At 38.5% G+C, this 12,679-nt stretch carries 10 protein-coding genes and 1 pseudogene; 6 read left to right on the forward strand and 5 right to left on the reverse strand.

Annotated elements, in window-relative coordinates; all coding sequences use genetic code 11:
• Nucleotides 1-8 precede the first annotated feature (8 nt).
• The 3 genes from NMK36_RS08925 to NMK36_RS08935 are packed head-to-tail and all read right to left on the reverse strand — an operon-like array spanning nucleotide 9 to nucleotide 5,871.
• The gene (locus NMK36_RS08925; protein ID WP_254173562.1) at nucleotides 9-3,350 is read right to left on the reverse strand and encodes a tubulin-like doman-containing protein; all 3,342 of its coding nucleotides are present in this window, start codon (nucleotides 3,348-3,350) and stop codon (nucleotides 9-11) included.
• A 47-nt stretch (nucleotides 3,351-3,397) separates the two neighbouring features.
• Nucleotides 3,398-4,288 (reverse strand): vWA domain-containing protein, encoded by an 891-nt coding sequence (locus NMK36_RS08930; protein WP_254173563.1) that lies wholly within the window; start codon nucleotides 4,286-4,288, stop codon nucleotides 3,398-3,400.
• An 11-nt stretch (nucleotides 4,289-4,299) separates the two neighbouring features.
• On the reverse strand, nucleotides 4,300-5,871 hold the full coding sequence (locus tag NMK36_RS08935; protein ID WP_254173564.1) for an ABC transporter substrate-binding protein: 1,572 nt from the start codon (nucleotides 5,869-5,871) through the stop codon (nucleotides 4,300-4,302).
• Between the two features lie 607 nt (nucleotides 5,872-6,478).
• Here NMK36_RS08935 and NMK36_RS08940 point away from each other — a divergent pair.
• The gene (locus NMK36_RS08940) at nucleotides 6,479-7,243 is read left to right on the forward strand and encodes a hypothetical protein (RefSeq protein WP_254173565.1); all 765 of its coding nucleotides are present in this window, start codon (nucleotides 6,479-6,481) and stop codon (nucleotides 7,241-7,243) included.
• Between the two features lie 217 nt (nucleotides 7,244-7,460).
• Here NMK36_RS08940 and grrM read toward each other — a convergent pair whose 3' ends face one another.
• Together grrM and grrA are read right to left on the reverse strand one after the other, a co-directional pair.
• Nucleotides 7,461-8,618, reverse strand: a complete 1,158-nt coding sequence (gene grrM / locus NMK36_RS08945) for a cyclophane-forming radical SAM/SPASM peptide maturase GrrM/OscB (protein WP_254173566.1) — start codon at nucleotides 8,616-8,618, stop codon at nucleotides 7,461-7,463.
• 85 nt (nucleotides 8,619-8,703) lie between these two features.
• Nucleotides 8,704-9,045 (reverse strand): GrrA/OscA1 family cyclophane-containing rSAM-modified RiPP, encoded by a 342-nt coding sequence (grrA, locus tag NMK36_RS08950; RefSeq protein WP_254173567.1) that lies wholly within the window; start codon nucleotides 9,043-9,045, stop codon nucleotides 8,704-8,706.
• A gap of 133 nt (nucleotides 9,046-9,178) precedes the next feature.
• Here grrA and grrP point away from each other — a divergent pair, with 133 nt between their 5' ends.
• The 5 genes and pseudogenes from grrP (at nucleotide 9,179) to NMK36_RS08970 (ending at nucleotide 12,677) form a co-directional block, all read left to right on the forward strand.
• Complete coding sequence (gene grrP, locus NMK36_RS08955; RefSeq protein ID WP_254173568.1) at nucleotides 9,179-10,072, forward strand: extracellular substrate binding-like orphan protein GrrP; 894 nt, start codon at nucleotides 9,179-9,181, stop codon at nucleotides 10,070-10,072.
• A 110-nt stretch (nucleotides 10,073-10,182) separates the two neighbouring features.
• Nucleotides 10,183-10,569, forward strand: a complete 387-nt coding sequence (locus tag NMK36_RS28965; RefSeq protein WP_083580130.1) for a superoxide dismutase family protein — start codon at nucleotides 10,183-10,185, stop codon at nucleotides 10,567-10,569.
• The gene (locus tag NMK36_RS08960; protein ID WP_254173569.1) at nucleotides 10,485-10,766 is read left to right on the forward strand and encodes a superoxide dismutase family protein; all 282 of its coding nucleotides are present in this window, start codon (nucleotides 10,485-10,487) and stop codon (nucleotides 10,764-10,766) included. The genes NMK36_RS28965 and NMK36_RS08960 overlap by 85 nt, the downstream gene beginning before the upstream one ends.
• A gap of 240 nt (nucleotides 10,767-11,006) precedes the next feature.
• Nucleotides 11,007-11,132: pseudogene (locus tag NMK36_RS29095) on the forward strand (ChaN family lipoprotein); the annotation flags it as partial.
• Between the two features lie 453 nt (nucleotides 11,133-11,585).
• Nucleotides 11,586-12,677 carry a response regulator gene (locus tag NMK36_RS08970; protein WP_254173570.1) on the forward strand — a complete coding sequence of 364 codons (1,092 nt, stop codon included), beginning with the start codon at nucleotides 11,586-11,588 and terminating at the stop codon, nucleotides 12,675-12,677.
• Nucleotides 12,678-12,679: the final 2 nt, after the last annotated feature.

The following is a 12,679-nucleotide window of genomic DNA, read 5'->3' on the forward strand; positions in this document are numbered from 1 at the left end:
TCCATTTATTAAGAATTGAGAAATCGTTTTAAAATGCGATCGCTCACTTCCTGACTCAAATTAAGCTGATTGGCTTTATTTTTAGCTGAAATTTGCAAAGCTTCTTCTGGCATTCCAATACCGGATAATTGAGTTAAATATTGCTCATATTCAACTTCTACTGCACGGTTAGAAGGAGGTTGAGGCTGATCAGATACACTAAACCCCAATTTATGATCTGTTGTCGCAGTTGGTTTAGGAGGAGTTGGGTTAATATTAGTTCCTAATTTATGTTCAGTGATGAATTCTTGAATGATAGTTCGTTCTCGTAAATATAGCGGATCGTCTGCACCAATTTTACGATAAACCGTTTGCAGACGTTCTTTTAAGAAATCCTCCATCTGTTTTCTCAATTGCTGTTTTTGCGGTTCGGTTTCAGCCTTTTCTAATAATTCCTCTAACTGATGTTCAATCTCAGTTCTATCCTCCCGACAATCTGGTAGTTCCAAGACTTGAATAGCATCTTCCCAACTCGAAGATAAAGTAATCACATCCTCTCCAAGCTCAGTTTTTTTGCGATAACGGATAACTGATTTTTGAGTTTTTTGGTTAATTTCTTCTCGCAGTAAAGCAAAAACTCGACTGACTAAAACTAACTTTTCCAAAGTAGAATCAGGCGGAACCAGATCCCAAAAAACCATATCTTTTTGCAGATGAACTGGGATAGGTAAATCTTTTTCTTGTTTTTGTCCTTTAAGAATAGCTCGTTCTGTCCGAATCCGTTCTCCTCGCCATTTTTGATATTCTTTACGGAGAATTTTTGTTCCTGCTAAACAACGTAGGGAAAATCCACCGACTTCATGAACTGCTAAAAGTTTATGACGTTCTCGGTTAGATAAAGGAGCGATCGCCTCTTTTTGAGTAAAGAATTTTTTCAGGAGTTCTACCTGTTTTTGAGCAGCAGGTTCACTGGTATTCTCGCCACCAAAAACTCCTGCTAGATGAAGTTCAATATATTGAAATCGACCTTTAGGAATATTGGGTTCTAAACGAACTAAAGGTTTAGAACGGTTGAATAATAACCCAATTTCACGTTGTTGATTACTGGGATCTGGGTAGAGTTTCATAAAGCGATTACAAGCATCTAAATCTTGAGCTAACTTGCTGTTAGCAGGAGCATCTTTAATTACTTGTTGGGAAATTTGATCAACCAGTTGCTCAAATTGAGGATACTGAATGTTATCAATTTTCTCGACATCAAATAATTGAAAGCTTTGGTTTCCATGAGATTGTGTCCAAAACTTCTCTTGCTGGGTTTGTTGAACAATTTGCTGAGTTAATTGTTGAAATAGAACTTCTTGCCCATTTCGGACTGTGCAAAAATCACTATATAGTTCTTGGAGTTCTAATCTTTGAAATAACTTTAAGCCAACAAATTCTAGGCTCTCGACTTGATTTTCTTCTTCTTTGGCTAATTTTTTATACTTCGCTGATGAAGCTTGAATTTGTCCAATCCAACGATCTAATCTGATTTTTAAATTTTGAACAGTTTGCACTAAATTCCGTAAAATTTCAGCCGTAATCTGTCGAGATTGACGTTGTAATTCAGCTTGCAGATAAGTCTCTAATGCTTGTAAAGCATCATCACAATATCGCTTCATATCACTTTCTTTTGTCGCTGACCAACGAGTACAAAACTCCTGAATGCTTGAAATGGCTTTAGTGTATTTTTCTAAGTTGGCTTTTTCTACAACTTCCCAAGTCTTGCTGGCTTCCCGTTCTAATTTCTCAATCTGGCGATTAAAATTTTCTTCAGTTTCTTTCAAAAACGCTTGTAAAAACAGAGAACCACGACTGCTATCTAAAAGATACAAATACACTTTTTGTTCTAAATCATTCATTGCTAGAATGATCAATTGTTCTTTATTGTTATACATCCGTTCAATATACTGTCCGCGCTTTCGTTGATCATCTCGGCAATTGTCCAACCGGAATTCCTCAACTTTATCATTCAGATAAGGGTTAAATTCTAAAATTTTCCCTTTCTCCTCAGCAAAGGGGGGAATGTTGGGCAATTGTGCGGTACACTGAAGAAGATGATCGTCGATAATTTCTTTTTCTAAAGACTTAATCCATTGTTGAACTTTTTGTTCAAAGCGAGAGCCATCAGCACTAATTAAAACTTCACCCCGAATTTGTTCTGTCAGGAGTTTTAATTCTCTGAGTTCTTGCTCAACTTCAACGGTCATATCACTGGGAAGTTTAACTTGAGCTTTTAACCACCACTGATACAGTTCAGAAGTTAAACGGGAAGATAAATACTTACGAATTTGATGAATGGGAATTTCAATGCTAGAGATTCCAAAACTATAAAAATTGCGGGGGTAACTCCGCCCTACGGGTTCAGATTCTTCATTGATCGGTTGATCAGTGACCTGGCTAATTTGACTTTTAATATTATCTCGAACCGTGCGCTTATAGGCAGAAAAGTCTGAAACTAAATCGAGGAAAATATTTTGAGCAATCATTTCCCGAATTTGCTTAATTTCTATAGTTACTAACTGATTTTGTGTTCCAACAACATACATAAAGTCATAGGGCGGACGTTGTTGTGTGACTCGATCACTTTCATAAGGCCCAAATTTAACGCTATACTGTGTGTTGGCATCATAAAAATAATTTAATTCCATTAACGCTGCATAACCATTTTCTTTGAGTCTCAGTCCAGCACCAACCCCTGTAAAAGCATCAGGAGAAGGAACAATTGCGGTCAGTTCTAAATGATTTTCTCCTTGAAACCAATCTCTTAAGGAGTAACCGAAATCAATCAGCATTCCACTTCCAGTTCCCCCTGAAATAGACGCAACAACAAAAATATTAAGTTTGGGTTTAATAGGAAAAATTTCATTCCCAATTGTTACTTGAGCGTTGTTAGTTATTCTGTTTTTTGCTTCTTGACATTTCTGCTTAATATCATCGCGGTTATGAAAAAAGGAAAAACGACCACAAGCCCGAATTTGACCTGCGCCCTCTTGACAGGTTAATTGTTCGGGTGTTAATTCTGGGGGTAGCCATTCATGATACCAAGAATAGTTGCTTTTATTCTTAACGATATCCTCGGCATCTTCATACTTAACTTTTGACCAAAACTTTTCAGCCGTTTCTAAAGCTGGCCCTGCCATATTTTTGTCTTTAATTTGATAGTTTTCTTCCGTATCAATATGCAAAAAGGATATAACCGGAAAGTTGGCTAAACCGCCGTAGGATTCAACAATTAACCGCCGAATCCGAGTAATCACTTCTAATCCTGTGCCCCCAACCCCAATGACTAAAGTACGAGCAAAGCTTTTGATGTCTTGTTGTTGAACCATGATTTTTCTCCTAATAATTATAATTTTTTAGTGGCTATTTTTATCAATTAACACCCGACTAATGGATTTCCAACTGCAAAGACAAGAAATAGGGGTGTTAATACAGTCCAAGATAAGGCATTGTAAAGCGCAATAACTCCTGAAACATCAGGACGAATTCTTAAGACTTTTAAGAGGAATCGATCTAAAGGAAGTAATAACATCCACATAAATGATATAAATCCTAAGCCTAAAAACCAAGGGGTAAAAGGACTTTGATTAAATCGATTAAATACTTTATTCGTCAGGAGTTGAGAGATATTTTCTGGAGTCGCATTTAAAGCAATTCCTCCTGTTTTCTTTGCCCAGTTTGAAATTTGAGGAGTAACGGGTTGACCCACAATTAAAAAATTGAATTTTACCCCGTTGTTTCGACCTTGATTAACGGTTGGTTCAGCAAGATCAAACTCTCCATCCGTAATTACTAATAATTGCGAGCATCTTCCCGACTTAGTTTTGAGTTGAGACAACCCATTTTCAACTGCTAAATTAATATTAGTTTGACCTCCAATTTGCGAAGCCAAGACAGGTTGGACGACTTGATCAATGGATCGAGAAATGTCTTGGGGATTATGGGTAAATTGGGGGGTAATAGGAATGACTCTATTTGCAAATCCTGAAACCGATATCAGGTTGGGTTCCGCTAGGTTGGCATTTTTGGCAACATAGGCTTTAACTGCCTCAATTTCCTGCTGCATAATGGTTCCTGGGCCTCTAAAAACTTGAGTCTTTTCGTATGTACTACTGCTAAGATCTAGGGCAATTTGAACTGTGACTAATTCTTGAAATAAAACCAGTTGAGAAGTCAGTAATGCTAATACGAGGAAGACTGCGGTTAAAATTGCAAAGATCTGAAAAATCCCATAGCGCCAAAAAGGTTGATTGGGATAAAGTGGCATTTGCTCTCCTCTTATTTAATGGGTTTAAAGGCAAAGGGTGAACCACTTGGCCCCCCAGAACTTCGCACGGCTTGAACTAAAATGGGGTAGGCTTGGCGATCACCTGTGGGCTCAAAGATCAGTGCCTCTCCTGCGGTTTCTGAAGCAGACAAATTTGTATTTTTCAGGTTTTGCAATACTGTTGTCCGAGAAGCACTACTCGATAGAGTTTTAATTAACGCTTGGGTGGCATCAAAACTCATGGCTGTTCGCCAATTTACCCCTCCTAACCAGCGTCGCTCGGCTCTTTTGGCGTACTCAGTTTCAGCAACCCAGGGAACCGCTAAAATTAACCCCTCAACCGCATTACTACCGGACGTTAGAGTTGCAGGAGTATAGAGAGCATCTCCTCCTAAGAGCTTGAGGCGTTGGGTAGCAGGTTGGTTGCTATTGGCAACTGCAACACCAATGGCTGTTGATGTAGTTTTGGTATTGGGAAACAAAATAACAGCTTGAGCCTGATTTTGAATTGCTTTAATTTCCTGTTCAGCGTTAAAGTTTGGATCAGCAATATTAATGGTTTTGACAACTTGTCCCCCTAACTGTTGAAACTGGGTAGCAAAAGCTTGTTCTAAACTCTTGCTATAGCTACTGTTAGGGTTATGGAAAATTACGACTTTATCCAAAAGCAAGGTATTCCAGGCATAGTCAGCTAACTTAGCCCCAGAAACTGCATCAGAAGGCAGGGTTCTAAAAAAGCTATTTCCTGATAATTCCGTGCTGGTACTGGTGGGGGATACCATTGCGATTCCGGCTTTCTCGTATTCCACTAAAGCCGCTTTACTGGCATCACTACTGTTGTGTCCAATCACCGCTAAAATATTGGGATCATTGGCAAGTTTTTGGGCAACTTCTGTGGCAATAGCGGGATCATTACCATCGTTAGCAATGGCAATTTCTAATAATTGGTTGTTTAAGCCTTTGGCATCGTTAAACTGAGTTTGAGCATCGGCTACCCCCCGCAAGATTTCTTCGGCGGAGGTCACATTGGAGTCAATGGGAACAACAACAGCTAAAACAAACGGAGTGCCTGCTTGACGAGCTTTTGCATTGTTGAGGTAAATTTGCAGTTCGGGATTGGTACGATCGCCCAATACTGCCTTTTCAAACTCTTGAGCCGCTTGGCTATAATTCCCTGCTTTAAACGCTTCTATCCCCCGATCCCGATCAGTATTGGATTTTCCAATCAACAGAACCCGTTCCCCACTGCTATAACGTTCGACAGTTGGGGATGGTGGCGGTGGTGGAGGATTATATGTTGTTGTTGGTGTGGGTATCGGTTCGGGGCCAGCTATTTCTACCTCCTGGCGGGGTTTAAGCAGTAGCCAGGTGACACCCAGAATAGCAGCTACAACTAAAATAGAAACAAGAGTAACTAATTTGCTTTTATCTTTACCTGGAGAGCCGCCGTTTGGTTTTGGCTTCCCTAAACGGGTGTTAGGACACAAAAGGCACTTGTCCCCATAATTTTCGACTTCTGGGTGCGACCCTGGCGGATTTCCTGAACACTTCCAAGGGCCATTGGGATCTGGGCTGTTGGTCATCTGGCATTACCTTCATCATCTGAATAGTTGTCTGCTCACTGGAAAAATCTGTGATGCTTGGGTTAGGAGTGCGGGGGTGCTTGAATGGTTCATAAAATCAATATCAAATGTCCTGATAAACAAGTTGGATCAAGAATGAAGTCAGAGAAGGTGAAAATCAGTTTGAAGTTGTTTGGCATTGTTATAGAAAGGTAAAGAAGAGAGTGTTAAGTTGAAGGACAGCCGTTCGATAAAACGTCTGGTGCAAAGAAAAATAAGTCAAAACAGAATGGCTTCGCCTGTATAATGATTACTTAGGCGAAGGGTTTGAAGAGTTAGCTAACTGTTCTGCCTAGAGTGTAGCGGTTTGTATCCATTTTGACTGTCGTAAAAAGTAAGTAAAAAGTAAGTAAAAAGTAATATCTTGCTTAAAATTGTGGTAAAATCTATTTCCCAAGATAGATTTTTATTGATCAGAGATATAATCTAGCCTGACCTGTCGAGGATATCACAGATATAATAGCGCGAACCTCTTTTAAATAAGACAAACGATCTGAACTGGAGACAAACAAGAAATCTCTATACTTCTGTTGACTTATTCCAATAAATTTTATAACCGTTTTGAAATATGACTGTTGATGAAGCTCTGGCAATTGTGGAAGTTGTTTTAGACGATCAATACCTCAATAAAGTTCAAGAATTAGTATTTCGAGAATGTTGGGCTGGACGTTCTTATGGAGAAATTGCGAATGACTCTGGCTATGAGACTAATTATATTAAAGATGTAGGAGCTAAACTTTGGAAAAAATTATCAAAAGCTTTTGATGAAAAGGTTAAAAAAGAAAATCTAAAAGCAGTTATTAAACGATACTTTAAAAAACATCAATCTACTGTAAATCATAACAGAGTTGATTTGAGTGGAGCTAGTTTAAACGATTATAGTTTGATAGGGGCTAACTTAAATATCACTAAATTTTGTTCTGGTTTCAGTGATTCAAATGTCTTCCAATCTGATATTCAACAGCCTATAACCCAGGATGATGAAACACAAGAGAATAGAAATCAGACTCAAAATAGAGGTCAACCTACCCTTGATCACCAAATCAATCAAAACTTAGTGATGCAAGTTTCTTATCTGGTGACACAACAGTTAGAAGAAATTAGATGCAAAGAAAGACGCAGTTTAATAGAAAACCTATTTTGTTCCTATTATGGTTGTTTAGATGATCAATTATACTTCTTCATCGAACAGTTATTACCATTATCTACTATGGAATTAACACAATTTATTATACAATTGCCTCATTTATCCCGTGAAGAACTATTAACCCGATTAACAGAATTAAATGGATCAAAAGTCAACACAGAAAATCCAGACCAGACCGTATTGTAATCCTGAGAAGGAATGCTGTAGATAGAACCGATGTAAGTGAGTGTGGAAGCTTTATCCAAAAGATTAAGAACACTGCCAGCGAGTTTATTTGTATCAGCCATGATTATGATTTTACAATCTATTTAGACTTGCTATAGCAATCGCAAATAGGTTGTAATAATTCACAACTGATATGAAACAGCCAGAAGTATTATCCCTGTTCCCTGTTCCCTGTTCCCTACGCTATATGATAGATTTTTTCTAATTCCTCTAAAATAACATCTGTAATAATTTGAGTTCGATAACGACAAGCATGGGTTTCTGTAGAAATAAAGGTTCCATTTTCCCAATATTTGTTACTTCCTGCGCCACCCCCACAAACTCCGAAATATTGACAGGTTTGCTGACATTGTTCGACGCCTGCTTTCATATCGTGATAAATTTTATGGAATTTTTCTGTATGACAAACCGACTCCAAACTATCGGTTAATACATGACCTAAAATAAAATCTCCATAGTCTTTAGTTTTGACAGATAATAATTCGGGGTCAAAGGTTGAAAAATTCCCTTGATAATCAACACTAACAATGACAAAGGGAGAATTCATATCGGTTTTATCCAAACGACAATCCTTATAAATAAGGTTACAGAGGTTTTCAAATTCTCGGATTTTAAATTGTCCTTGGTTTTCGGTGGTTAAATCCCAGATTCGCTTAATAAAGGCTTTATATCGGTCTTTAAGTTCTCGGTTGGCTAGGGAAGAAGATTGATGAACCCCTTCTGTTTCTTCTAAATTAAACCCCACATCAGTCAGGTTATTTTCGATAAAAAAGTTAAAGATTTCATCAGGATAATCTAATGATTGTTCGGTGAGTACCGCAATAATATAAACCGGAATATCATTTTTTTGTAATAGTGAAATTCCCCGCATCGTACTTTCATGACTTCCGGTTCCTTTACGGGTTTTACGATGAGCATCATGGATAAAATCAGGGCCATCAAGACTCACGCCAACTAATACATCATGTTTTTTAAATAAATCACACCATTTTTGATTAATTAAGGTGGCATTGGTTTGAATAGATTGCCAGATTTTATAGGATTTTGAATTGTATTTTTGACTCGCTTCTTCAATTAATTCAAAAGCCGACTCATAAAAAGAAATCGGAACAGCCAGAGGTTCTCCCGCGTGCCAACAGACGCTAAAATCATGCTGTACAAATGGACTCGTTAGAATGGTTTTAAAAATTGGATGAATTAAATCTAAAGATAATTGATTTTTTTGTTCTCGATTAGGTAAATAACAATAATCACAATCTAAATTACAGAAGGATGTTGTTTGCAAAACAACTAAATTAATCGGCCCAAAATCAGCAAGATTAAAATCGGGAATCATACCAAAAATATAAAATGAAACCGAGTACAATCGCAATTCAGTAACCAGGCTAAGACTTAAGGCTCTAAGCCTGATTCCCTAAACTCTAACGACGATTAAAGAAACCGCCCCCCCCATCAGCCCAACCTCCACCACCGCGACCATTTACCCAACCTCCACCACCACGACCATTTACCCAGCCTCGACCGTTACCATTAGCCCAACCTAGGCCAATGCCGATATTTGGGGGTAATTGTGCCAATTCAGAGAGTTGTTCTTGTTGAGCTTTCACCGTAGCCGATAACCGAGACAACCGTTTTTCAATGGTGGTCACAGATTGTTCAGAAGATGGAGATGGAGATGCAGTTGTAGCTTCTGCGACAGCAACATTTAAGGCTGAAAGAGATAAGATAAAACCGACAAATCCGGTTGCTGTTTGAATTTTCATGTCGTTATTTTTACTGGGTGGTATATTTTCCGGTCAATCTATTTTCTGTCAGGATTATATCTCATATTGCAAGAGTTTGCTATAATCTTACAATTATTTTCCATCACCTTAACCCAATTTGCGAGGAGTATCCATGATTAAAAAAACAGTGTTGACGGTATTAATGAGTTTAGGATTAACTTTGGGTTTTTCCTTAACCAGCCATGCAGAAACCGTTTTAGAACGGGCAGCACGGACGGGAACTTTAACCGTTGGAACTTTAACGGAAGCTGTTCCTTTATCTTATGTGAATGATCAAGGTCAATTAGTCGGTTATTCTGTAGATTTAGTGAATTTAATTAAAGCACGAGTTGAAGAACAATTGGGACGCTCAATTCAAATTGATTTTGTCACAATCACCCCTGAAAATGTAATGGTGAAGATGGAGGAGAGAGAAATTGATTTAGCTTGTAATGTGGGTTTTACTTGGAATCGGGATTTATTTGTTGATTTCTCTGTGCCTTTAGCCAGAAGTGGTACAACCCTTTTATTAAAATCAGGAAGTAGTTTAGGTTCGCCCGAATCTTTACAAGGTAAACGCATTGGAGTATTGTCGAAAACGATTGCAGAACAGGTGATTAAATTGGTTCAACCCAATGCAACATTTGTTTCAATTTCTACCTTGGAAGAAGGATTTAAAGCCGTTGCTTCAGGGAGTATTGATGCCTTAGCATCCGATATGATTGCTTTAGAAGGATATCGTCAAACTGTCAGCCAACCGAATGCGTTTATGACCACCGTTAATCAACCTTATAATCGAGAAGGAATTGCCTGTATCGTTCCTGAAAATAACTCTAAATTCTTGGATATTGTCAACTATTCAATTATCCGACTCATGCAAGGTTATCTTGATGGAGAAGCGAGTTCTGTTGAAATTGTTAATCGTTGGTTTGGCCCCCAGGGAATTATAACTGTTGACCCCAAGTTAATTCAAGACTATTTTACAGAGGTCGTTAACTCCAGAGAACAAATTCGGATTAGTAAATAATACAGAAAAACCTAAGACTTAATAGGGGGTTAAATAGGGATTACCCCCTATCCTTTGTAAAAATCAGATTTAATGTGATAAACTAATATTATTCTTGATGAGAAAATCCAATGGCAATCCTAAAAAAGATCAATTCTCTTTTCTGGGGATGTTTATTAACCTTAGTATTTCTAGTCAGTTGTACTCAACCCAATAGTTCGGAAGCGAATAATGCTTTAAAAGCTCAGGCTGTTGTGCAGGGAACCTCAGAATCACAGTTATCAGGAACAGTAACCTTAACACAAATTCAAACCGATAGTATTTTACCGTTAGTGAGGGTTCAAGCCGAAATTAATGGCTTACCTGCTAATACAAAACACGGGTTTCATATTCATCAAAAAGGCAGTTGTGAACCGGATTTTAACGCGGCCTTGTGTCTCATTTTGATCCAGGGCCTTTTGGAGAAACAAATCCTGATGCTAACCATCCGTTTCACATGGGAGATTTACCCAATTTAGTGGCAGATGCGAATGGAAAAGCAGTGTTAACTTACACCACAAATCGGGTGAGTTTATCACCAGGGCCATTAAGTTTATTTGATGAAGATGGTAGTGCCATTATTGTTCATGTTGATGAAGATAAAGGTACAACTGGAGTCAAAGGCGGTGCTGGAGGGGGACGTTTAGGCTGTGGAGTGATTCAGTTAAATGCTTAACTGTTTAATTAGGGTCAAAAATAGCAGATGAATATTTATTCCTTGACACCAGTTTTAACCTATTCTTTTGGAATTTATTTATTGTGTAGTCTGCCAACTTTTACTCAATCAGGGTTGGCAGTTTCTTTATCAGATGCTCCAGTTGTTGTGACTTCAATGAATCGAGATTCTGTGATTCAAGAATTAACCCAAGCAAAGGTAATTTATTTAGGGGAAACTCACAATAATGTTAAAGATCATCAAGCTCAAATTTTATGGGATGAAACCATGGCAGATGCGATAGTAAATTTTGTTAAAAATAACCCAGATTTTCAGGTCATTGTCTTAGCAGGTCAAGGTCATATTGTTTATGGCTATGGAGTCCCAAAAGGTCAAGGTTCCTGACAAGGCCTGTTGCTGATTACCCATTGCTCATCTAGGAACAACAGAAACATTAAAAGATTACAATTTTTTGACAAAATTATGATATCCCTCTTCTGTCACTCTCCGGTTTTTCCTATGATTAGTAATTTCCAAAGCCACGTTATAGTCAACAGTCTGGGATGTGGCGATCGCATTTTGACTAATTTCGCACTCTCAGGAATTGCTACTGAGAAAAAATAACGCGATCACTTGCTCTGTCTAGGCTCTAGGATTCAAAAAATGCAAGGTTTTTCGGAAACTGACAGAAGAGGGATAGGTGTTGTTGCTATTAGGTTCTGACCTGTAGCCAATATGGACGATTTAGGGGCTAAAATTAACTACAACCGAGCTACTAATTTTTTGATATTTTCCGAGTATGTTGGGTTTACCTTAGAGGTAGGGTTTGATTAAAATAATATGGCTATGAGTAAGCCGGGACTCAAAATTCTATTAGTAGAAGATGATACCTTGCTAAGTGCTACCTTGGCACAGGAGTTAAGGGGACATCACTATGCTCTTGATCTCACTGGTGATGGGCAAACAGGGCTAGACTTAGCAACGACCTTTGAGTACGACCTGATTTTACTAGACGTGCAGGTTCCTAAAGTTGATGGGATTAGTTTGTGTCGGCAATTGCGATCGCAAGACTACCATAAACCCATTTTACTTCTCACGGCAAAAGACTCAGATGCCGATGTGGTAGCAGGCTTGGATGCAGGAGCCGACGACTACATTAGCAAACCTTACACCCTAGAAGTCTTGTTAGCTAGGATGCGGACATTATTACGACGTTCTGCCGCAGTTTCCCCCGGAAATCAGACTCAGAAGCCATCAACTCAATTAACTTGGGGAAATCTTTGTTTAGACTCCGATTCGGGTCGAGTCAGCATTAATCAAAGTGTTATTCCTCTGACAGCAACAGAATATAATTTACTAGAATTATTCCTGCGAAATCCTGAACGAATTTTTAGCCGCAGTGCCATTCTGGATCGCCTTTGGGGATTTGATGATGCCCCAACAGAACGGGCTATTATTACTCATATTAAAGATTTACGCAAGAAACTTAAAAATGGGGGCTTAACAGAAGAAATTATTGAAACCTTTTATGGCATGGGATATCGACTTAAGCCGGATTCTCCACTAGAAAATTCATCCCAAAAGGGGGACTCTAAAGAACAATCTCGGATTAAAGTTCAAGCTGAAATTAAAAAATTGTTGGACAGTTTTAGAGGGGTAATTAGCGAACAAATAGCCGTATTAGAACGAGCAAAAATTGCTTTATTAACGGGAAAATTAGATCCAGAGTTAAAACAATCTGCCACACTAGAAGCCCATAAATTAGCCGGATCATTAGCAACCTTTGGATATCCCAATGGCTCCCACCTAGCCCGGATGATTGAGCATTTACTAATCCATGATTCCCCCCTAACCTCAACAGAAATCGCCCAGTTTTCTGAACAAGTCACTGCCTTAAGACAAGAATTCAACAAACCCAATCCAAATGAGTGATC

This window comes from Planktothrix pseudagardhii, from assembly GCF_904830925.1.
In the GTDB taxonomy this organism is placed as follows: Bacteria; Cyanobacteriota; Cyanobacteriia; order Cyanobacteriales; family Microcoleaceae; genus Planktothrix; species Planktothrix tepida.